17 protein-coding genes are annotated in these 21,790 nt (G+C 45.4%); 13 read left to right on the forward strand and 4 right to left on the reverse strand.

Annotated features, from left to right (window positions below):
* The first annotated feature begins 42 nt into the window (after positions 1-42).
* On the forward strand, positions 43-1,308 hold the full coding sequence (locus tag IGI84_RS00360) for a PTS sugar transporter subunit IIC (protein ID WP_008376678.1): 1,266 nt from the start codon (positions 43-45) through the stop codon (positions 1,306-1,308).
* Positions 1,309-1,352: 44 nt separating this feature from the next.
* Entirely contained in the window at positions 1,353-2,792 is a 1,440-nt protein-coding gene (locus tag IGI84_RS00365) for a glycoside hydrolase family 1 protein (RefSeq protein ID WP_008376676.1), read from the forward strand.
* 80 nt (positions 2,793-2,872) lie between these two features.
* Here the strand turns inward: IGI84_RS00365 and IGI84_RS00370 are convergent, their stop codons facing one another.
* Both IGI84_RS00370 and IGI84_RS00375 read right to left on the reverse strand, forming a co-directional pair.
* On the reverse strand, positions 2,873-3,625 hold the full coding sequence (locus IGI84_RS00370) for an ABC transporter permease (protein ID WP_430600583.1): 753 nt from the start codon (positions 3,623-3,625) through the stop codon (positions 2,873-2,875).
* Positions 3,622-4,563: an ABC transporter ATP-binding protein gene (locus tag IGI84_RS00375; protein WP_081117629.1), complete on the reverse strand. Its 942-nt coding sequence runs from the start codon at positions 4,561-4,563 to the stop codon at positions 3,622-3,624. The genes IGI84_RS00370 and IGI84_RS00375 overlap by 4 nt, the downstream gene beginning before the upstream one ends.
* Positions 4,564-4,658: 95 nt before the next feature.
* On the opposite strand from IGI84_RS00375, the gene IGI84_RS00380 reads away from it, so the two are divergent.
* From IGI84_RS00380 to cydC, 5 genes are all read left to right on the forward strand, one after another.
* Positions 4,659-5,624, forward strand: coding sequence for an Rgg/GadR/MutR family transcriptional regulator (locus IGI84_RS00380; RefSeq protein WP_081117630.1), 966 nt, complete (start codon positions 4,659-4,661; stop codon positions 5,622-5,624).
* A 182-nt stretch (positions 5,625-5,806) separates the two neighbouring features.
* Entirely contained in the window at positions 5,807-7,237 is a 1,431-nt protein-coding gene (locus IGI84_RS00385; RefSeq protein ID WP_005226527.1) for a cytochrome ubiquinol oxidase subunit I, read from the forward strand.
* Complete coding sequence (cydB, locus tag IGI84_RS00390) at positions 7,234-8,253, forward strand: cytochrome d ubiquinol oxidase subunit II (protein WP_005226530.1); 1,020 nt, start codon at positions 7,234-7,236, stop codon at positions 8,251-8,253. Before IGI84_RS00385 ends, cydB begins: the two co-directional genes overlap by 4 nt.
* The gene (gene cydD / locus IGI84_RS00395; RefSeq protein WP_081117631.1) at positions 8,250-9,971 is read left to right on the forward strand and encodes a thiol reductant ABC exporter subunit CydD; all 1,722 of its coding nucleotides are present in this window, start codon (positions 8,250-8,252) and stop codon (positions 9,969-9,971) included. Before cydB ends, cydD begins: the two co-directional genes overlap by 4 nt.
* Entirely contained in the window at positions 9,964-11,721 is a 1,758-nt protein-coding gene (cydC, locus tag IGI84_RS00400) for a thiol reductant ABC exporter subunit CydC (protein WP_081117632.1), read from the forward strand. The genes cydD and cydC overlap by 8 nt, the downstream gene beginning before the upstream one ends.
* Positions 11,722-11,775: 54 nt before the next feature.
* On the opposite strand, the gene IGI84_RS00405 is transcribed toward cydC, so the two are convergent.
* On the reverse strand, positions 11,776-12,756 hold the full coding sequence (locus IGI84_RS00405; protein WP_005226544.1) for a polyprenyl synthetase family protein: 981 nt from the start codon (positions 12,754-12,756) through the stop codon (positions 11,776-11,778).
* Positions 12,757-12,849: 93 nt separating this feature from the next.
* Here IGI84_RS00405 and IGI84_RS00410 point away from each other — a divergent pair, with 93 nt between their 5' ends.
* From IGI84_RS00410 to IGI84_RS00420, 3 genes are all read left to right on the forward strand, one after another.
* Positions 12,850-13,752, forward strand: a complete 903-nt coding sequence (locus IGI84_RS00410; RefSeq protein WP_081117633.1) for a prenyltransferase — start codon at positions 12,850-12,852, stop codon at positions 13,750-13,752.
* 31 nt (positions 13,753-13,783) lie between these two features.
* Entirely contained in the window at positions 13,784-14,992 is a 1,209-nt protein-coding gene (locus IGI84_RS00415) for an NAD(P)/FAD-dependent oxidoreductase (protein WP_430600584.1), read from the forward strand.
* Between the two features lie 136 nt (positions 14,993-15,128).
* Positions 15,129-16,070 carry an FAD:protein FMN transferase gene (locus IGI84_RS00420; protein WP_194195032.1) on the forward strand — a complete coding sequence of 314 codons (942 nt, stop codon included), beginning with the start codon at positions 15,129-15,131 and terminating at the stop codon, positions 16,068-16,070.
* A gap of 63 nt (positions 16,071-16,133) precedes the next feature.
* On the opposite strand, the gene IGI84_RS00425 is transcribed toward IGI84_RS00420, so the two are convergent.
* Positions 16,134-17,048, reverse strand: coding sequence for a LysR family transcriptional regulator (locus tag IGI84_RS00425; protein WP_430600587.1), 915 nt, complete (start codon positions 17,046-17,048; stop codon positions 16,134-16,136).
* 263 nt (positions 17,049-17,311) lie between these two features.
* Here IGI84_RS00425 and IGI84_RS00430 point away from each other — a divergent pair, with 263 nt between their 5' ends.
* From IGI84_RS00430 to IGI84_RS00440, 3 genes are all read left to right on the forward strand, one after another.
* Positions 17,312-17,917: an NADPH-dependent FMN reductase gene (locus IGI84_RS00430; protein ID WP_008376652.1), complete on the forward strand. Its 606-nt coding sequence runs from the start codon at positions 17,312-17,314 to the stop codon at positions 17,915-17,917.
* An 18-nt stretch (positions 17,918-17,935) separates the two neighbouring features.
* Positions 17,936-20,362, forward strand: coding sequence for a flavocytochrome c (locus tag IGI84_RS00435; RefSeq protein ID WP_368255642.1), 2,427 nt, complete (start codon positions 17,936-17,938; stop codon positions 20,360-20,362).
* 90 nt (positions 20,363-20,452) lie between these two features.
* Positions 20,453-21,682, forward strand: a complete 1,230-nt coding sequence (locus tag IGI84_RS00440) for an L-lactate MFS transporter (protein WP_096742031.1) — start codon at positions 20,453-20,455, stop codon at positions 21,680-21,682.
* Positions 21,683-21,790 lie beyond the last annotated feature (108 nt).

Below are 21,790 nucleotides of genomic sequence, written 5' to 3' on the forward strand. Positions count from 1 at the left end.
TCAAGTTAAGATATATCTTAAAAAATTTAGGAGGATTTACTGATGGATAAATTAATGCAATTTATTGAAACCAAAGTGATGCCGCCAATGATGAAACTTTCTAATCAACGTCACTTGAGTGCTGTTCGCGATGGATTGATTGCAACGATTCCAATCACAGTGATTGGATCGATCTTTTTATTGATTCCGTATATTCCATGGCCTCAATCGTATGTATCATTTATGGGCAATCATCCCGACTTAGTGGCAAAACTGATCATTCCCTTCAATATGAGCATGGGACTGCTTTCGATCTATGCAGCTTTTGGCATTGGCGCACGATTAGCGCAAAGCTACCAACTGGATAGTTTGGCAGGGGGCGTTTCTGCAATTTTTACCTTTTTTACTACATTGACCTTCACCTCTTTAGATGAAGGAACGTTTATCTCTACGCAATATCTTGGAGGAGAAGGCATGTTTGCTAGTATTTTGACCGCTATATTAGCAGTCGAGTGCATGCGCCTTTGTAAAAAATACAATATCGGGTTTAAACTGCCTGAGCAAGTCCCTACGAACGTCAGCAGCAGTTTTGAAGTGATTATTCCCGTGTTTTTTTCAATGACGATCGTTTGGATCATTGTTCACTTGATCGGCTTTGATATCAATGCCCTGATTGCAAGTTTGATCACGCCATTGTTAAGTGTTTCTTCCAACTCGTTAGCAGCACCATTGGTCTATGTAGGATTGACTTGTATCATGTGGCTATTTGGGATTCATCCGCAAATATTAGCGACGGTGATGTTGCCGATCTGGCTAGTCAATTCTGAAGCAAACATGGCAGCAGCACAAGCCGGACAAGCGATTCCCAATCTGGGGGTACAGCCGTTTATCTTTACTTTCTTATGGATCGGCGGTGGCGGAGGAACCTTAGCACTTTGCGCTATGATGTGTTTCTCCAAATCAAAATTTTTAAAACAGCTTGGTCGTCTCAGCTTTATTCCTGGGGTCTTCAACATCAATGAGCCGTTGTTGTTTGGGTTGCCGATCGTTTTAAATCCAGCACTGGCGATTCCCTTTGTCGTGGCACCAATCGTGACCACTTTCGTGACTTATTTCGCGTTTGTGTCCAATCTTGTTCCCGGAATGGCGTATCCATTAGCGGCTGTGTGGACGGTTCCGAGTATTTTTTCAGCAGTGATCGCAACAGCCAGCATTCGCGGTGCTGTCTTAGTTGTGGTGAATTTCTTGATTTATTTGGGCATTTATTATCCTTTCTTCAAGGCCTACGAGCGCAAATTAGTACTTGAAGAAGGTCAAACCGAAGCATAAGTCTAAGAGGCGAGCAATCAAATTTTGAGAAGAGGAGCAATGACATGAAGAAAAATAAGAAGCAATTTCCTGCCGAGTTTTATTGGGGAGGTGCAGTTGCCGCAAATCAATTAGAAGGGGCCTATCTTGAAGGGGGAAAAGGCTGGAGCGTGGCAGACATCAATCGCTTTCGTGATGATATCGATATAAAAAAGAAAAGCAACAAAGAGATAACGACGGCAGACGTAGAATTTGCTTTAAATGATCAAGAAGGGCGTTACCCGAAACGGGATGGGATCGATTTTTACCATACATTTCGTGAGGATCTGGCACTCTTGGCAGAAACAGGCATGAATTCGTTTCGAACATCTATTAGCTGGGCGAGGATTTTTCCAAAGGGAGACGAGCAAACGCCTAACGAAGAAGGGTTGCGCTTTTATGACGAATTGATCGATTGTATCCTTGAAAACGGCATGGAACCCTTGATCACCTTGTCTCATTATGAAATGCCGATCCATTTAGCGATGGCTTATGACGGCTGGTCAAATCGAAAACTGATTGATTTCTTTGTTCATTTTGCGCAAGTCGTATTCAAGCGTTACCAAGGAAAAGTCAAATATTGGATCTTAGTCAATCAAATGAACTTGATTACCCATGAATCGTTTAACCACCTTGGTATTCCCGCTGACCGAGTCGACAATCTGAAGCAAGCTAAGTACCAAGGGGTTCACAATGAATTGGTAGCATGTGCGAGAGCGATCAAAGTAGGGAAAGAAATTGATCCTTCTTTTCAAATTGGGATGATGTCTTATTATGGCAATGTTTATCCAGCTACTTGTAAACCGTTGGATGTTCTGAGTGCTCTCAAAAATAATCAAATGGAATATTATTATTCAGATGTACTTGCGCGGGGAACTTATCCGAATTATGCCTATCGCTTTTTTGAAGAAAACGGCATCGAGATTCAATTTGGGGAAAACGATGAAGCGGACTTCAAGCATACGGTCGATTTTGTTTCTTTCTCCTATTACTACACGCGGATCATTCATAGTGAAAACTACGGGAAAGAAGACGCAGCTTCGCCTAACCCTTATTTAGAAGCCAATGACTGGGGCTGGGCGATTGATCCAATTGGGTTACGGATTGCTTTGAATGAGTATTATGATCGGTACCAATTGCCGATCATGATCACAGAAAATGGTATGGGCTTTTATGAGACATTGAATGAAGAAGGGACGATCGATGATACGTATCGCATTGATTTTCTGAAACAGCACATTGAACAAATGAAAGAAGCAATCTATGATGGCGTAGAACTGATCGGCTACTATCCTTGGGGACCGATCGATCTTGTCAGCTGCTCCTCATCAGAAATGAGCAAGCGGTATGGGTTCATTTACGTGGATCTAGATGATTGGGGTAATGGTTCAGGAAAACGGTACAAAAAAGCCAGCTTTGACTGGTATAAGAAAGTGACGGCTTCTAACGGAGAAGTCCTCGATTAAAAAATAAGCGGCAACGACGAAGCAGGAGCTTAGTCGTTGCCGTTTTTTTATAAGAGAGTCAAAAAAGGGAGCCAGCGCTATCAACGTAACCGTTTCTGATAAAGCATCCGTGCCAAGAACCAGCTCACCACTACGATACCGCCGCACCAGCTAAAGGCACTGATCAAGGTGGTATCTTTCAAGTTTAACAAAAGCCCGCGCAAAGAATGGATGATCGGCGACATTGGTTGGTATTCAGCAAAAACGGCTAACGGGCGCGGCATGGTCTCCGTAGGGACGAAACCAGAGCTTAAGTAGGGCAAAAGGGTGATCAAGACAGTAAATAAGGTCGCTGTCTCGGGGCTTTTGGCGATGAGACCAACCAGAACGGAGACCCAAGTAAAGGCGAAGGTGAAGAAAAAGATCAATAGGAAGGCGAGTCCCCAGCCAGCAACTGTGGCTTGGGGGCGAAATCCGATGATCATGGCAACGATCAACACGACCAAGGTGCTGATCAAGCTCCGAAGGGTCGCAGCGAAGACATGCCCGTTTAAAAAGGCTGAGTTAGAGATGTTCAAGGTCATCAGCCGTTCCACCATGCCGGATTTCAAATCTTCCGTCACCGTTACCCCAACGGAGGAGGCGCTTTGGGCGATACATTGGACGAGAACACCAGGAACGACAAAATCGACATAAGAGGTATCGCCGACGTTCATGGCTCCCCCGAAAACATAGACGAAGAGGATCATTAAAATCGCTGGGGTCAAAATCCCACTTAGCAAAGTCTCCATACTGCGAATCGATAGCAAGAGATTACGTTTGAATAAGGTGTTGGTTTCTATAATTGCTTTCATTGGTTTCCTCCTTGGACAAGTGTTAGAAAAATATCTTCTAACGAAGCATTCTTTTGATTGAAACTAGTGATAGTGATCGGTAGTTGATTAAGTTCCTGCAACAGCGTGAAGGAATGCTGGAAGTCTTGACTGACGGGAAATGCCAGAGAGAGACTGGACTCATTGACTTGCAGCGGAAAGTCAGACAGATGCTGTCGCACGGTCTGCAAGTGTTCTTTCGTCAATACGCTGATTTCCATCGTTTGTGAAGGATGCAGTGCTTTGACTTCCGTTGGTGTTCCTTGCAAGATGATTTTCCCTTCATGCAAGATGGCGACTTGATCTGCTAAAAATTCAGCTTCTTCGAGGTATTGGGTCGTCAGGAAAATCGTTCGTCCTTGAGCGGCGATCTCTTTGATCATGTGCCATGTGGCTAAGCGGTTTTGCGGGTCTAACCCGGTCGTTGGTTCATCCAAAAAGAGCAGGTCAGGTTCGCCGATGAAACTCATGGCGATGTCTAAGCGTCGTCGCATGCCACCAGAATAATTTTTGACTAGTCGGTTGCTGGCATCCACCAAATCAAAACGCTCTAACAAATGTTGGACGATAAACTGTTTGTTTTTGACATGGCGCAAGGCAGCAATCATCAGCAAGTTTTCTCGTCCGGTCAGTTCTTGATCGACGGCGGAAAATTGCCCTGTCAGACTGATTTTTTCGCGAATCGCTGCTGGATCTTTGGTCAAGTCGATCCCATCGATCCGCGCGGTTCCTTGGTCAAAAGGTAGGATAGTGGACAAAATTTTGACTAAAGTGGTTTTTCCAGCGCCGTTTGATCCTAGTAAGACAAATACTTCGCCAGGAGTGACGTCAAAAGTGACCTCTTTCAAAACGGTTTTGTCTTTGAAGCTTTTTTGTAAATGTTTCACGTGAAGCATTTTCTTTTTTATATGGGTATCCATAGCTTTTCCCTCGTTTCTATAAGATAATTCAACTATAAAGGCTCTTTGGGAAAAGCAACTGCTTATTTCAATATATTGAAAAAGAAGGTGAAAAAATGAACAATTATGGTGCGACAGTGAAAGAGCTTCGCAAAAGTAAAGGCTTGCTGTTGAAGGAATTAGTGGATGAACAATTGTCGATGTCTTTGCTATCGCAATTTGAAAATGGCAAAACGACGATTTCCTGCGAACGATTTCATCGCTTGCTAGATAAATTGGAAGTGAGTTTTGCCGAATTTCAGCTGCTGCATACGGGGGAGCATCATTCGGAGGCTCAAAGGCTAATGGTTGACTATGTCCGTTCGATGGGGATCGAATCCATTGATGAAGTACCTAAATTAAAAAAGAAATATCAAAAGCTGACCACGTACTTTCAACAGCATTACTCCTTGGAGCTGGACCACTTCTTACAACTGATCCGTTTTGACTACTTGATGAAAGAGGAGCTTTTTAAAGGGGTGCCCATCGAGGAGGCTTACCTGAAACACAATTACTGTTTGGACTCTGCCAAGCATTACTTGCTGAATACCGATACATGGGGTGTTTATGAGCTGCGGCTGTTTGCCCGCGTAGCAATTTCGATGGAGCCAGCTTTGCTTTGGCGCTGTTTGACGATCGCCATCAAAAAGAGCCAGCGCTTTGCCAAAATCCCCGGCAACAAAGATATTCTATACAACACCTTTGAGACGGTGTTTTCCGTCTTTGCTGTTTTTGATGAGGTGGATTATGCGGAAAAGACCTTTCATTTATGGCGAGATCATGTTTATGAAAAAGAACACATTGAGCAAGCGATCTTTATGCCTTTTTTTGAAGGCTGGACATGTCTATTAAAACAAAACAAGCCAAAAGCGGCGGACTTAATGCAACAAACGTTAGATCAATTGGAAAGATTAGGGATGAGGACCACGTTTTCCATGTATCAGTCATTAAGCACGTTTGTTTTAAAGGAGGATTTCCCGGGAATTTTATTGAGTGATCCTTTGCTTTCTGAGGGAACTCGTTACGGGTGGGAAGATCCCTAAAAAGCTGTATTCCGCTGATGAAAGCGCCTTATGTTTAAGAATCGGAGAGGAAGTGATTAAAAATCAGTAAATGCAAGCAATTTGCTTCTTTTTTACTGATTAGAGGAGTATATTCGAAGTTGGAATTTTTCTTTCTTTAGAATTATTTTAATGCACTTTTTTATGAAATAGGAGGATGTAGGATGGATATTGTGACACTAGCGCGAATCCAGTTTGCGATGACGACGATTTTTCACTTTTTCTTTGTACCGTTTTCGATCGGAACTGGTGTCGTCGTTGCAATTATGGAGACACTTTATGTGATCAAAAAAGATGAAAAATATCGCCGGATGACGAAGTTTTGGGGGAATATTTTTCTATTGAGTTTTGCTGTCGGGGTCGTGACAGGGATCATTCAAGAATTTCAATTTGGGATGAACTGGTCAGACTATTCTCGTTTTGTCGGGGATATTTTTGGTGCGCCCTTGGCTTTAGAAGCTTTGTTGGCGTTCTTCTTAGAATCGACGTTCTTAGGATTGTGGATCTTTACATGGGATCGGGTCAGTCCTAAGCTGCACGCCACCTTTTTCTGGTTGGTGACGCTTGGTTCGATGCTATCGGCGTTTTGGATCTTAGCTGCCAATAGTTTTATGCAGCATCCAGTGGGGTATACCTTGAACAATGGCCGGGCAGAAATGACTGACTTCGGTGCATTATTGGCAAATCCACAAGTGTGGTATGAGTTTTTACACGTGATCACCGCAGCCATCACGATGGGCGGAATCATTGTTGCTGGCTTATCAGCCTTTCGTCTATTGAAGAAAGACAAAGACATTGACCGCGATTTCTTCAAAAAATCAATGCGGATCGGTTTTGCGGTGGCATTGTTCGGTTCATTCACCGTCTTGCTAGCCGGGGATGAACAAATGAAATACTTGGTTGAAGAACAACCAATGAAATTTGCCGCAATGGAAGGAACTTATGAAGATACCGGGAGTCCTGCGGCTTGGACTGTCGTTGCTTGGGCGAATGAAGCGGAACATCACCAAGTCTTCGGTATTTCGATTCCATATATGTTGAGTATCTTAGCCTTCAATGAACCCTTCGGCTCAATCGATGGGATGGATACGGTCAATCAGCAATTGATTGAAACCTACGGCGACCGTAATTACTACCCGCCGGTCAACACACTCTTTTGGAGCTTCCGGATCATGGCTGGTTTTGGTGCCTTGATGCTGTTGGTTTCTGGTCTGGGGTTGTATTTTACGCGTAAGAAGAAACCGTGGCTCTTTGAAAAACGCTGGCTGCTTTGGGTAGTGGCGATCACTTTGTTCACCCCATTTATTGCCAATACAGCTGGTTGGTTGATCACGGAGTTAGGACGTTACCCATGGACGGTTTACGGCTTGTTTACGATCGAAGATAGTGTGTCACCAAACGTTTCCGTGACCTCACTCTTGATCTCAAACATCGTTTACTTCCTCTTGTTCTCTGGCTTAGGTGGAACGATGGTCTATCTGGTGAAACGGGAAATGGATCATGGACCTGAAAAAGAGGCCTTCGGTGAAATCAGCCAAGGAGACAACCAAGAAGGGTACGAAGACCCATTTGATAAGGAGGCGTTTGAAGGATGACCGGTCTGCAATTACTATGGTTCACGTTGATTGGGCTTTTATTTTCTGGCTTCTTCTTCTTAGAAGGGTTTGACTTTGGTGTGGGGATGTCTGTGCAGACATTGGCTCACAATGAAGAGGAAAAAGACCAGATCGTTAAAACGATCGGGCCTGTCTGGGATGGCAATGAAGTGTGGCTATTGACCGCCGGCGGAGCGATGTTCGCCTCGTTTCCATACTGGTATGCTTCTTTGTTCAGCGGTTTTTATTTGATTTTGTTATTGATCTTAGTCGGGTTGATCATTCGCGGTGTTTCCTTTGAGTTTCGAGCGAACTTCCCGAAAGAACACAAAAACATTTGGAACTGGACGTTGACGATCGGCAGTACGATCGTACCGTTTTTCTTCGGTCTGATGTTTGTCAGCATGATCCAAGGAATGCCTTTGGGTGAAGATGGCAACATGACGGCAACCTTTACGGATTACGTCAATCCCTTTTCAATCGTTGGCGGTATCGCGTTGACTTTGTTGTGCTACTTGCACGGATTAAACTATATCGCTTTGAAAACGGAAGGTCCGATTCGGGCACGGGCACGCAACTATGCAAGTATTTTTTATGGCATCTTATATGCAGGCTTAGTCGTCTTTGCTGTGATGCTTTACTTCCAAACGGATTTCTTCGAAAATCATTTTGCGACAACGCTTGGTTTGTTGCTCGTGATCGTTGTACTGACACTGATTGCAAATATCGGCGTCTTTAAAGGCAAAGAAATGATGGCTTTCATTGCGAGCGGCTTGACGTTGATCGCTTTGGTGGCATTGATCTTCACAGGGTTATTCCCAAGAGTCTTGATCAGTTCGATCGATTCAAGCTATGACCTGTTGATCGCTGATGCGTCTTCAAGCCGCTACACATTGAAGATCATGAGTTATCTTTCACTGACGATCTTACCTTTCGTCTTGGCCTATACGGCTTGGAGTTACTATATCTTCCGTAAACGGATCAGTCATACGGAGGCGTTGGAGGGGTATAAATGATTGATAAACAAATCATGAAGCTCCCAGGAATGAAACAACTTTTAGGGCTGCTTGCGGGACTTTCGTTCCTGCAGGCGCTCTTCATTATTGGGCAGGCGTATGGATTGGCACGTGCCATCACTGGCTTATGGGAAGGACGACCATTAGAGGAACAGTGGGGCTGGATTCTGCTGTTCTTTTGTTCGTTTATCGCCCGACAAGCCGTTATCTATTTCCGTTCCAAAAGACTCGATGATTACAGTTACCAGCAAGCCGCCGATCTGCGGGATCAATTGTTGGAGAAATTGTTTCGGGTCGGTCCTCAGATCGCACAACAGCAAGGGACGGGGAATGTAACAACGATGGTCTTGGAAGGGATCAACCAAGTCGAAAACTACTTGAAATTGATTCTTGCCAAAATCATGAATATGTCGATCATTCCTTGGGTCATTTTGGCACTCGTTTTTTATCTGGATTGGGAGTCGGGCTTGGTCTTGCTGTTGGTGTTCCCCTTGATCATCATTTTTATGATCATCTTGGGCTATGCCGCGCAAAGCAAAGCGGAAAAACAATACCGAACGTTTCAATTACTGTCCAATCATTTCATCGACTCCCTGCGAGGGATCGACACGCTGAAATTGTTTGGGGTCAGTAAAAAATATGGCAAGAGTATCTTTGCTTCCAGCGAACGGTTTCGGAAAGCGACGATGGCTTCATTAAAAGTCGGTATTTTATCGACCTTCGCCTTAGACTTTTTCACGACCTTATCGATTGCCGTCGTGGCAGTCTTGCTAGGCTTGCGGCTGATCAATGAAGGAATCTTGCTGTTTCCAGCGTTAACCATCTTGATTTTAGCACCAGAATACTTCTTGCCGATCCGCGACTTTTCCAGTGATTACCATGCAACCTTAGACGGGAAAAATGCGATGACTGCGGTGACGGAGATCTTGCATCAGCCCGAAGCCCAAGTACCGGCAGTAACGGTGCCTCGTTGGCAGGAAGACGCCCAGTTAACGATCGATCAGCTGGCGTTTTCCTACGAGGAAAAAGCGGCTTTGACGGATATCAACTTGAACGTGACTGGCTTCAAAAAGATCGGGATCATCGGTCTGAGCGGTTCTGGCAAGTCTACCTTGATCAATACTTTGAGTGGCTTTCTCGTGCCAGACAGTGGCGAGATCACTCTTGGAGGGGCGAAGACCACGGCCTTTCGCCAAGCAAGCTGGCAAGAACAGCTGATCTATATTCCGCAAAATCCTTATATCTATCGGTTGACCTTGCAGGAAAATGTCGCGTTTTATCAGCCGACAGCTACCAAAGAAGCCGTACTGAAAGCCATTGAAGTGGCTGGCTTGACTGAGCTTTTGGCAGAGCTGCCGCAAGGGTTGGAGACGATGTTAGGAGAAGGAGAACGGCATCTAAGTGGTGGACAAGCCCAACGGATCGCTTTAGCCCGTGCCTTCTTAGATCAGCAACGAAAGATTCTTTTGTTTGATGAACCAACGGCACATTTGGATATTGAAACTGAAGTTGCCTTAAAGGAACGGATGCTGCCGCTGATGGAAAACCGTCTAGTCTTTTTTGCAACCCATCGCTTGCACTGGATGGAAGAAATGGATGAAATCATCGTGATGGATCAAGGAAGAATCGTGGAACAAGGAACCTTGGCACAACTGCAGCAAAAGCAAGGTGCTTTTACAGAACTAGTCAATGGAATGAGGAGGGAACAGCTTGAATAAAATCGGCTTATTGCGCTCATTGAAAACCGATACCTGGGTCAAGCCTTTCTTGTCAAAATACAAAAACGTTTTGGCGTTGGCCTTATTCCTAGGCTTCTTGACCTTTTTCTGTGGTGGCGCACTGATGTTTAATTCTGGGTACCTGATCAGCCGCTCGGCATCGATCCCAGAAAACATTCTATTGGTTTACATCCCCATCGTACTGACCCGAGCGTTTGGGATCGGCCGTCCAGTCTTTCGCTATTTGGAACGGTTGACCAGTCATAGCTGGGTCTTGCGCATGACCTCTAATTTACGTTTGAAATTATACAACGTAGTAGAAAAAGATGCGATCTTCTTTAAGCAAGCACATCGCACGGGGGATATCTTGGGCTTATTGGCAGAAGATATCAACCATATTCAAAACCTGTATTTGCGGACGATCTTTCCTACTGTGATCGCTTGGATCTTGTATGCGTTCTTGATCATTGGACTCGGCTATTTTTCTTGGTGGTTTGCTTTGGTGATGCTGCTGCTATTAGGGATCATCGTCTTTGTCTTGCCGCTTTGGTCGGTGATTATCAACGGCGCGCGGCAAGAAAAGCAAAAACACATGAAAAACAACTTGTATACGACATTGACGGATAATGTATTAGGGGTTTCTGATTGGGTCTTCTCTCAAAGAGGGAGCGAGTACGTGGCTGCCCATAAGGAACTGGAAACGCAGTTGCGGGCGGTGGATGAACAGATGCTGTCCTTTGATCGCCGGCGTGATTTTCTTTTACAAAGCATCTTTGGGGTGATCGCTGTCGCATTGCTGCTTTGGACCAGCATTCGCTTTCCAGGTAACCACGGAGGAGCAGCCAACTGGATCGCTGCCTTTGTCCTGTGTGTCTTTCCTTTAGTTGATGCATTTGCGCCATTACCGTCAGCTGCTCAAGAAACCAATCGCTACAAAGACTCCATCGATCGCTTCAATGCATTGCCAGAAGAAAATCGCCAAGTCTCCATGGAGCAACCGTCAGTACCTGAAGTGACGGGCCTCGTGTCGATCACAGTCAAGGACTTGCATTTTCAGTATCCTGAAGGCAAAGAAGTGCTTCATGGGCTGGATCTAACGATTCCTGCGCATCAAAAACTAGCGATCCTTGGTCGCAGCGGTTCTGGGAAAAGTACATTTGCCTCCTTGTTGCGAGGCGATCTGCAACCGACGCAAGGGTCGATCACCTTAAACGACGTACCTGTGACGGCATTGAGTGAGTCGATCAGTGACTTGATCGGTGTCATCAATCAAAGTCCCTATCTTTTTCATACGACCGTCTTGAATAATATTCGGCTAGGCAATGAGTCGGCTTCGGAAGAAGAAGTCTGGCGCGTACTGGAGCAAGTCGGGTTGAAAGAAATGGTGGCAGCTTTGCCTAACGGCTTGGCGACGATGGTGGATGAAGCCGGCTTGCGTTTTTCCGGCGGGGAACGGCATCGTTTGGCATTGGCGCGGATCTTGCTAAAAGACACCCCGATCATCTTATTGGATGAGCCAACCGTCGGCTTAGACCCAATCACGGAACAAGGCGTGCTCGAAACCTTTTTCAAAGTGTTGGAGAACAAAACGATCATTTGGATCACCCACCACTTGCAAGGAATTTCGATGATGGATCGTGTGCTTTTTATTGAAGATGGTCAGTTGACCATGAGCGGAACACCTGCCGAATTGGCAGCAGAAAATAAACATTTTCAACACTTATTGGCCATTGACCAAGGACGACGATAAAAAAGAGCGTCCATCAATCAGTGATGGACGCTTTTCTTCTCATTGCTGTATGGCTCAGTAATTGCGCTGCAAGAGCAGTTCAGTTAATGAACGAATTTTGGCTTTGCTAGGTGCTTCTGGCAGTAGATCGATGTCGTCTAAGGCTTTTTGCGTGTAGGTGACCGCGAAAGCACGCGCTTTTTCGACACCACCGTAACGGACGACAAGATCCGCAACTTCTTGGGCTTCTGCCAAGGAGAGTGCTGCTTTTTTATTCAAATAAGGAGCGAATGCTGCAGGTGCCTGTTCTTTGGCAAATAGCAGCGGTAAGGTATAGACCCCTTGCGCCAAATCTTCTAGAATCGGTTTTTTCAAGGTGCCGCTATCAGAGGTGTAGTCGAGAATATCGTCGAATACTTGAAAGGCGATCCCGATGTTGCGACCGATCTCACCTGCCCGTTCTTGGTTTTCTGTATCGAGGCCGCCAAAATGAGCGCCTTCGAGACAAGCGAGCCAAAACAGTTCAGCGGTTTTGCCGTTGATGCTTTGCAGATAGTCGTCAATCGATTCATGGATGTTGTAGCGAGTGTGCATTTGATCAAGTTCACCTAAAAGGAGCCGTTTCATGGCTTGTGCGTTGGTTTTTAAAAACGGGGAGCCATTCATGCTTTCGATCAAAAGCTCAAAAAATTGGGTGAACAGAAGATCACCCGTGTAGACCGCGATATCCTTGCCATATTTGGCTTGAACAGTGACTTGACTACGCCGCAGCGGCGAATCGTCAATAATGTCGTCATGGATCAAAGTGGCCATGTGTAAAATTTCTAGAGAAGCAGCAATTTTTGTTAATTGGTCGGTTTTTTTATAATGGGGATCGCCTAAGTCAGCAAACAAAAAAAAGAGCGCTGGCCGCAGCATTTTTCCACCTGAATAAGTAAAGTCGATCAAAACATCTTGTATCTCTTTGTTACGAACAGTAACGTGTTCTTCAATGATGGAACATACGGTTTTCAATCGTTGTTCGATCGTCGGATAATCGATCCAAAAGTCAAACATAGTATAACCCTTTCTAACAGTCATTCAGCCCTTATTCTAGCGTAAAGGGGCGTGATTGACTAGTTTAATGCACTCACTAAAGGAGGTGAAGTTGTGACGCTACCTGTATTTTTAGAACTTGTCGAATTTAAAGCAAAAACCGCCAGTATTTTGCCATTTTTTATTGGTGTCTGCTACAGCTGGTACAATTATCAAACGATTCATCTTGGCTATGTCTTATTGTATTTCATTGCCATGCTGATTTTCAATATGGCGGTGGATATTTTAGATAACTACAACGATTACCATCATGCCACAGAAGGGCATGACTACAAAGAAAAAACCAATATCATTGGTCGGGAGCAGTTGTCTGTCAAATTGGTTTTTTGGTTGATGGTCTCCATGATCATCATTTCCGCCGCTATGGGGATCGCCTTGGCAATGGTGGTTGGCTGGCCGCTCTTTTGGATGGGGCTGTATTGTTACCTAGTCGGGATCTTTTATTCCTCTGGTCCACGGCCGCTTTCTAGTTTGCCTTTAGGCGAGTTCTTTTCTGGCTTTACGATGGGCTTTATGATCTCATTGATCTGTGTCTATCTCAATGCCTATCAAACCTTTGAATGGAACGTTGCCACGATTGGTAGTATTTTCTTGATCTCATTACCCAACACATTATGGATCGCCAACTTGATGTTGGCAAACAACATTTGTGATCTGGAAGAGGATGAAAAAAATGAGCGCTATACGCTGGTGCATTACCTTGGTAAAGCCCGTGCGTTGAAATTATTTATCGCGATGAACGTCTTGGCGTTTGTTGCGATCATTGCCTCAGTTGCCCTCAACATTGCGCCTTGGTCACTGGTTCTGACCTTTTTCGCGGCGCCCTTTGTCTGGCAACAGACAAAACGATTTATGCAAAAACAAATCAAAAGAGAGACCTTCATTTGTGCCGTTCGGATCCTTGCGGTCGGAGCATGCGTACAAGTGCTAAGTTTTGCGATTGGTTTGATTTTATAATTTTTACAGCAAAGAAAGGAAGTAAGGAAACATGAAGGAAGTTGTCATTTTAGGAGCAGGGTATGCTGGATTGCGAGCATTGCACGTACTGCAAGGAGCAAAAGAAGCGTTTCACATCACATTGATCGACAAAAACGATTATCATTATGAGGCAACCGATCTTCATGAAGTTGCGGCTGGTACGCAACCCAGAGACCGCATTTGCTATCCCATCAATGATGTTGTTCGTCCCCAAAAGACGAGATTTGTTCAAAAGGAAGTGGCGTCGATCGATCGTAACCAGCAAGTGATCGTTTTTAAAGATCAATCCACGTGCACCTATGATTATTTGATCGTGGCGTTAGGCTTTGAATCAGAATCATTTGGGATCCCTGGTGTCGAGGAGCATGCGTTGGAAATGGTGGATGTCGACTCCGCAGAAAACATCTATCATCATTTGTTGAAACAAATGAAGGCATACAAAGAAACACAAAATCCTGACTACCTAAAAATCGTTGTCTGCGGTGCTGGTTTTACCGGAATCGAATTGCTAGGTTCATTGGTGGAAAACCGTAAAACCTTTGCGAAAGCAGCAGGCGTCAAGCCAGAAGACATCAAACTGTATTGTGTCGAAGCAGTGACTCGTTTATTACCGATGTTTGATGAAAAACTATCGGATTACGGGATCAAAAATCTCGTTAAATGGGGCGTGAACTTCCTGACTGGTAAACCCATCAAAGCAATCAAACCAGGTGTCGTTGTCTATCAAGATGATGCCGATACAGGAGCAACAGCTGAATTATCAGCCAAAACCATCGTTTGGACCACAGGCGTCAGCGGTAGCCATGTGATGGCTGAATCAGACTTTTCTGCTCGCCGGGGTCGTGTGATGGTCAATCAAGACTTAACTGACCCTGATCATAGTAACGTCTATGTTGTCGGTGATGTTTCAGCAGTCATGGACCCAGCGACCAATCGCCCATATCCAACAACGGCTCAAATCGCTTTGAAGATGGGGCAGCATGCGGGTAAAAATATCTTACGTCAAATGAACGGGGAAAAACCAACAGATTTCCACTTTGAATCATTAGGTTCAGTGGCGTCGATCGGCAATACCCATGCCTTTGGCTTAGTAGGGAAAATGGGCATCAAAGGCTATCCCGCTTCCGTGGTGAAAAAAGCCATTATGGACCGTTCCTTGTACCAAACTGGTGGGGTCAAAGAAGTATTGGCGAAAGGTCGCTTCGACTTTTATCATTGAGCAATAGAAACAGCAGACTGCGAGGGAGACCTCGCAGTTTTTTTTTAAAAAAAGCAGTGGCGGCATCCCGCAGACTACTTTTTTCTCCTAGAAACTGCTATGATAGCCAAAAGAAGAGGACAAAGGAGCAAGGACAATGCCAGAAGGCCAACGAGTGTTACAGGGAATGGGAACGGTGATCACGATTTGGGTGCAGCATGAAACCCCAGAAGTGATCTTAGAGGAAGCTGCTCAAAGAGCTGCGGCCTTTGAACAGCGATTTAGTGCCAATGACCCTACATCTGAGTTGATGCAGATCAATCAGCAGGCAGGACAAGGAGCGATCGCCACCGCACCGGAATTGTTTGAATTGATCGCACTAGGGAAAACCCATAGCTTGCCAAAAGATAGCTACTTAAATATTGCCATCGGTCCTTTAGTGCAGGAATGGCGGATCGGGTTCCAAGATGCCCATCTACCAACGCCTGAGAAAATCGCGGAGCTGCTGCCAAAGACTGATCCTGCCAAAATCGTTTTGGATGAAGCGTTGCAAACCGTCGGGTTAGCTGCCGGCATGAAGCTTGATCTAGGGGCTGTGGCAAAAGGATATTTTGCTGATTTGTTGATGACGTATTTCAAACAGGTTGGTGTCACAGCCGCTTTGATCGATCTTGGAGGCAATGTGATGACTTACGGCGATGCCCCGAGCCATGCTGATGGCTATTGGCGGATCGGGATCCAAAACCCTTTCTTACCGAGAGGGAATTTTGTCGCCGCATTGAAGGTGCGCAATCAATCAGTTGTTACATCAGGGATCTATGAACGAACCTATCAGGTAGCGGGCAAGACCTATCATCATATTTTTGATCGAGAAACGGGCTATCCGTTAGAGTCAGCCATTGCCAGTGTCACGATTCTCTCCGACAGATCGGTTGATGGAGAGATTTGGACGACCCGCTTATTCGGCAAAGAGCCACAAGCCATCTTACAGGAGCTGGCGCCGTTAGAAGGGATTACTGGATTAGTCATTACCAAACAAGGAGAACTAATCTATCCGCAAGAATTAGCCCGTTCGATCGAAACGCCAACAGCAGAATGAAAACAAGCAGCGACTACCTAGGAATATAGGTGATCGCTGCTTGTTTTTGGTAAAAAAGGAAAGCTAGACGTGTTGCAAAAAGGTCTCGATCAAGGCGGCTTCGCTGTTTGACAATGCCCGTTCGGCTTGATGGGCAATAAAATAGGTGAGGGACAAGAGTTCCTCTGGCATTGGATAAAGATTAAAAGGGGTCGCGGTCGCTGCTTGCAGCACGCTTTCTGGTACGATCGCAATCCCAAGGTTGTTTTCTGCCAATGCCGCTGCGGTATAAATATTGCTGCTTTCTATGAGAACATTCGCCTCTACTTTGTATTTTTGCAGCAATTGATCGATTTGGCGCCGAATCGCCGAGCCGCTGGCGGTCAAAATCAACGGACTTTGCAGCAAGTCTTTGACAGCCAATGAATCAGGTGCTAAATACCGCTTCTTTGGTTGATACAGGGGAGAACAAGGCGGAATGATCGCTAGATACCGTTCTTGATTGGTACTGTGGACTGTTAGATTCGGTGCGATCGTCTCAGGATTTTGTCCGATAAAAAAGTCCAGCTGCCCATTCAGCAGGCGTTTTTCATTGTGCTTGGGCAGGTCTTCCCGCAAGAAAAAGTGCACGTTGGGGTAGTGTTCATAATACGCAGGCAAAAAGAGCGGCAGCAGGTAAGAGCCAAGGCTCGGCAAGATGCCTAAGCGCAAAGAACGCTTCTCGGTCGCGGTATACCAAGACAGCCGACTTTTCAATTTGGCAGATTCTGTTTCCAAGGTTTCTAGATATTGATAATAGATTTTACCAGCTTCCGTCAGTTGAAAATGTCCCGGCAGCCGATTGATGATGGGCGTTCCCAGCTCTTGTTCGGCACGTTTCACGGTTTGCGTCAAGTAAGGCTGTGAAATGTAGAGATCTTTGGCGGCTTTGGTGTAGTTGCTATGCTTTAGCAAGGTATCGAGGTATTGCAACATCAGATGGGAATCTTTAAGTACCATTGCGTGGTCCTCCTAGTCATTTTTCTTATTATAACAAATTTGTTATCGATAGATAATTAAATAAATATTTCACAAATAAAGAATTCAGTCGTACACTAAATGGGTACTTGGGGAAGATTTTTTTGTTTAGGAAGAAGCCTTTCATCTCAGTAGGTCGTAAAAACCAACTTGAGAAACGATTGAAAAAAGAAATCAAAGCCAATGGTCAAAAACTTTTTATTTATGGTTAAATGTTAAATTATTCACAATTAGGAGAGATGATAATGAAATTGATTGGAATCGTAGGAACCAACTCGACGCGTTCGACCAACCGTCGCTTACTGCAATTTATTCAAAGCCATTTTAGTGACCAAGCGGAGATCGAACTTTGCGAAATCAGTGATCTGCCAGCATTTAATGAACCAGAAGATCGGACGGCACCAGCGGCAGTCCAAGCCTTGTCAGAGAAGATCGAAGCAGCGGATGGGGTGATCATCAGTACACCAGAATACGATCACTCGATCCCAGCGGTGTTAAAAAGCATGATTGAATGGCTTTCTTATACGACGCGCCCTTTGATCGATAAACCAGTGATGATCACGGGTGCTTCTCTTGGTGCACTAGGTTCTTCGAGAGCCCAAGCCCACTTGCGTCAGATTTTAGATGCTCCTGAAGTCAAAGCCCGAATCATGCCGAGTGCGGAATTTTTGTTAGGGCATTCCATGCAAGCCTTCGATGAACAAGGAAACTTGATCGATAACGAAAAAGTTGCCGAACTAGAAGATTGTTTCAATGAATTTGTCTTGTTTGTCGAAATCACGAACCGTCTGGTCAGTGAATATTCAACGGCTAAAGAACGTGCAAAGAAATTTTCGTGGGAACAAGCATAAGAAAGAGAGGAACTAGTCATGAAATTTGTCGGCCTAATCGGAACGAACGCCAAAAAATCGACCAATCGCCAATTAGTGGCGTTTATGCAGCGGGAATTTGCTGCCCTAGCAGAAATTGAACTGCTGGAAATCAAGGATGTCCCAATGTTCAATGAAACACAAGATCAAACCAATAGTGAAGTGATTCAACGGTTAAATAGCAAGATTTTAGCAGCCGATGGGGTGATCATTGCGACACCAGAGCATAACCATTCGATTCCTTCCGCATTGAAAAGCGTCTTGGAATGGCTCTCCTTCAATCTCCATCCCTTTGATGGCAAACCGGTGATGATCGTCGGTGCATCCTACGATGTACAAGGCTCCTCGCGAGCACAGCTGCATTTGCGCCAAATCCTTGATGCACCGGGTGTCAATGCAACAGTTATGCCAGGAAATGAGTTCTTGTTGGGACGTGCGCATCAAGCCTTTGATGAACAAGGCAATTTAAAAGATCAACGAACGATCGACTTTTTGGAAAGTTGTTTCCGCAAGTTCGTTCGGTTTACGGAAGTCGCTAATTTGTTGAACGTACCAGAAGAAGTCGTTTATGAGCCTGGCGAATACACCGTCACAGCACCAGGACATAACGGGGATCTACCAATGGTCGTCAAATTGAGCGAAGAACGGATCGAAGCTATCGATATCGATACGTCTGGTGAATCCGAAGGGATCGCTGATGTCGTTTTCGTACGGATCCCTCAAGAAATTATTGAAGGGCAAACCTTGAATGTCGATGCGATCTCTGGTGCTTCGGTTACTAGTAACGGTGTCGTCGATGGGGTAGCAAAAGCCGTGAAAATGGCTGGTGCGAACCCAGATATCTTGCGCAAACGTCCAAAAGCCGCCAGTGCTTTGCAAACAGAAGATGAAACGTATACCACCGATGTCGTTGTCGTAGGCGGCGGCGGCGCGGGCCTGAGTGCAGCTGCCAGTGTGCTGCAAGCCAATAAAGACGTGATCTTAGTAGAAAAATTCCCAGCGATCGGCGGCAATACCGTACGTACTGGCGGACCGATGAATGCTGCGGATCCAAAATGGCAAAACGGCTTCTCCGCATTGCCTGGCGAACGCAGTGCTTTAGAAGAAGTGCTGACGATCGATGAACAAGAGATCGATGCAGAATACTTGCCAGACTTCAAAGCTTTGAAGGCACAAATCACTGCCTATCTTTCAGAAACGACGCCAGAAAAAGAATACTTGTTTGATTCTGCTTTATGGCATCGAATCCAAACCTATTTAGGCGGAAAACGCAAAGATTTGAATGGGCAACCGATCTATGGGAAATACGAGCTAGTGAAGATCTTGACGGATCAAGCATTGGCCTCAGTGAAATGGTTAGAAGAAATCGGCGTAGAATTTGATATGAACAATGTCGATATGCCAGTAGGAGCGAAATGGCGCCGTGGGCATAAACCAGTCAAAAACGAAGGGTATGCCTTTGTCTCTGCTTTACATCAATTCGTGAAAGAGCATGGCGGAACGATCTTAACCGATACGCCTGTCAAAGAATTATTGATCGAAGATGGCAAGGTTACTGGAATCATCGGGGAAGGCCGTAACGGTCAAAAAGTCACGATCCATGCCAAAGCAGTGATTTTAGCTTCCGGCGGGTTCGGAGCGAACACGAAAATGTTGAAACAATACAATACCTATTGGACAGAGATCGAAGACGATATCAAAACGTCAAATTCACCAGCGATCACTGGTGACGGGATCAAGCTAGGGGAAAGTGCTGGCGCGGACCTTGTTGGCATGGGCTTTTCGCAAATGATGCCCGTATCTGATCCAAACACAGGGGCTTTATTCAGTGGGCTGCAAGTGCCACCAGCTAACTTTGTGATGGTCAATCAAAAGGGTGAGCGCTTTGTCAATGAGTACGAAAGCCGCGATGTATTGACCCAAGCGGCGATCGATAATGGCGGATTGTTCTATTTGATCGCGGATGAAGAGATTAAGAAAACCGCTTATAACACGAGCCAAGAAAAAATCGATAAGCAAGTAGCTGCTGGTACGCTGTTCCGCAGTGAGACCTTGGCTGGCCTGGCAGAGCAGATCAATGTTGATCCAGCCGTCTTAGAGGCGACCGTTGCGAAATATAACAGCTATGTGGATGCTGGGAAAGACCCAGAGTTTGGCAAAGATGTTTTCGACTTGAAAGTGGAAAAAGCGCCTTTCTATGCCACACCAAGAAAACCAGCGGTTCACCACACGATGGGGGGATTGAAGATCGATCCGCAAACCCACGTGTTGACGAAGGAAGATCAAATCATTGAAGGGCTGTATGCAGCAGGAGAAGTTGCTGGGGGGATCCATGCCGGCAATCGCTTAGGCGGCAATTCGTTGACAGACATCTTCACTTTTGGCCGGATTGCTGGAAAGACAGCAGTCGCAGAACATCTCGAATAAAAAGCCTTGCGCGTTGTGACTCGTCACGCGCGCTAGCTTTTGAAAAAACATGTGAATAAAGTAACATGCTTAAAACAAAGGAGAGAAAAAATGGAAACAAAAATCAATCGCTGGCTGATTCTGATCGCTTCGACCGCAGTGTTACTGTGTACGGGCGCTGTATACGCCTTTAGTGTTTTTGCAGGACCTCTTAGTCAATTAAAAGGTTGGTCCATGGAAGAGATCATGCTAGCCTTTACCATCAATGCCGCAGTTGGCCCGATTACCATGATTTTGGGTGGTTTGCTGACAGACCGAGGAGCTGCTAGGTGGGTCATCGCTGGTGGAGGCGTTTTGTTCGGAGCGGGCTTCTTCCTGACGGGTTTGGTCAACTCACCCGCCATGCTGTACCTGACTTATGGAGTTTTTGCTGGTTTAGGGCAAGGCTTTGCCTATTCGGCTTGTTTAAGCAATACGATTCGGCTATTCCCGGATAAACGGGGACTGGCTTCGGGCTTGATCACAGCAGGCATGGGTGGAGCAGCGATTATTGCCGCACCAATTGCGAATCGTTTGATCGAATCACAAGATGTCTTAGCAGCCTTTCGGATTTTAGGAATTGCCTATATCGTGATCGTCTTGGTGGCTAGTCTATTTATTCGTAAAGCACCAGAAAATTACCGTCCAGCGGGTTGGCAACCAGCGAATCAAGGAAAAAATGGTCCTCAAATCAATCTGAATTGGCTGGACATGCTGAAGACACCAACTTTTTACTTGATTATTGTTATGTTAGGGGTAGGGGCTTTTTCAGGTTTGATGATTGCTTCTAACGCCTCAGTGATCGGGCAAAGTATGTTTGGTTTGACGGCGGCTGCCGCTGCTTTTTATGTCAGCTTGTACTCATTGAGCAACTGTTTTGGTCGTGTCCTTTGGGGCACCGTTTCTGATAAAATTGGTCGGACGAATACGTTGATGATCATCTATGGTGTGGTGGCATTGTCCTTATTCCTATTGACGCTTGGTCAAACAACTGTGATCTTCACTGTCGGGATCATCGGTTTAGGACTGTGCTTCGGGGGCGTGATGGGGGTTTTCCCATCGATCGTTATGGAAAATTACGGACCGATCAATCAAGGGGTCAACTATGGAATCGTCTTTGTTGGTTATTCTACGGCGGCATTCTTTGGTCCTAGAGTGGCAGCAGCAATCGCAGAAAGTAACCAAGGAGATTATACAAAAGCCTTCTATACGGCAATTTTCTTGGCCGTTTTTGGGCTTGTTCTCAACATAGGCTATGCGATGCTAAAAAAAGCCCAAAAGCCCGCACCTGTTATTAAATAACAATTCACCAAAAGCAGTCTTTTTGATAAAGGCTGCTTTTTTGGTGCCAAAACCACTCTTTTTTCTTTTTTTAGAACAGAGTATTGGCAGATGAAGCAAAAGAGAAAA

Source organism: Enterococcus sp. DIV0008 (assembly GCF_050542615.1).
Classification (GTDB): Bacteria; Bacillota; Bacilli; order Lactobacillales; family Enterococcaceae; genus Enterococcus_D; species Enterococcus_D innesii.

Excerpts from the sequence above, each read along its gene's own strand:
- IGI84_RS00360 (WP_008376678.1), top strand. The coding sequence starts at position 43 with ATGGATAAATTAATGCAATTTATTGAAACCAAAGTGATGCCGCCAATG.
- IGI84_RS00365 (WP_008376676.1), top strand. The coding sequence starts at position 1,353 with ATGAAGAAAAATAAGAAGCAATTTCCTGCCGAGTTTTATTGGGGAGGT.
- IGI84_RS00370 (WP_430600583.1), bottom strand. The coding sequence starts at position 3,625 with ATGAAAGCAATTATAGAAACCAACACCTTATTCAAACGTAATCTCTTG.
- IGI84_RS00375 (WP_081117629.1), bottom strand. The coding sequence starts at position 4,563 with ATGGATACCCATATAAAAAAGAAAATGCTTCACGTGAAACATTTACAA.
- IGI84_RS00380 (WP_081117630.1), top strand. The coding sequence starts at position 4,659 with ATGAACAATTATGGTGCGACAGTGAAAGAGCTTCGCAAAAGTAAAGGC.
- IGI84_RS00385 (WP_005226527.1), top strand. The coding sequence starts at position 5,807 with ATGGATATTGTGACACTAGCGCGAATCCAGTTTGCGATGACGACGATT.
- cydB (WP_005226530.1), top strand. The coding sequence starts at position 7,234 with ATGACCGGTCTGCAATTACTATGGTTCACGTTGATTGGGCTTTTATTT.
- cydD (WP_081117631.1), top strand. The coding sequence starts at position 8,250 with ATGATTGATAAACAAATCATGAAGCTCCCAGGAATGAAACAACTTTTA.
- IGI84_RS00405 (WP_005226544.1), bottom strand. The coding sequence starts at position 12,756 with ATGTTTGACTTTTGGATCGATTATCCGACGATCGAACAACGATTGAAA.
- IGI84_RS00415 (WP_430600584.1), top strand. The coding sequence starts at position 13,784 with ATGAAGGAAGTTGTCATTTTAGGAGCAGGGTATGCTGGATTGCGAGCA.
- IGI84_RS00420 (WP_194195032.1), top strand. The coding sequence starts at position 15,129 with ATGCCAGAAGGCCAACGAGTGTTACAGGGAATGGGAACGGTGATCACG.
- IGI84_RS00425 (WP_430600587.1), bottom strand. The coding sequence starts at position 17,048 with ATGGTACTTAAAGATTCCCATCTGATGTTGCAATACCTCGATACCTTG.
- IGI84_RS00430 (WP_008376652.1), top strand. The coding sequence starts at position 17,312 with ATGAAATTGATTGGAATCGTAGGAACCAACTCGACGCGTTCGACCAAC.
- IGI84_RS00435 (WP_368255642.1), top strand. The coding sequence starts at position 17,936 with ATGAAATTTGTCGGCCTAATCGGAACGAACGCCAAAAAATCGACCAAT.
- IGI84_RS00440 (WP_096742031.1), top strand. The coding sequence starts at position 20,453 with ATGGAAACAAAAATCAATCGCTGGCTGATTCTGATCGCTTCGACCGCA.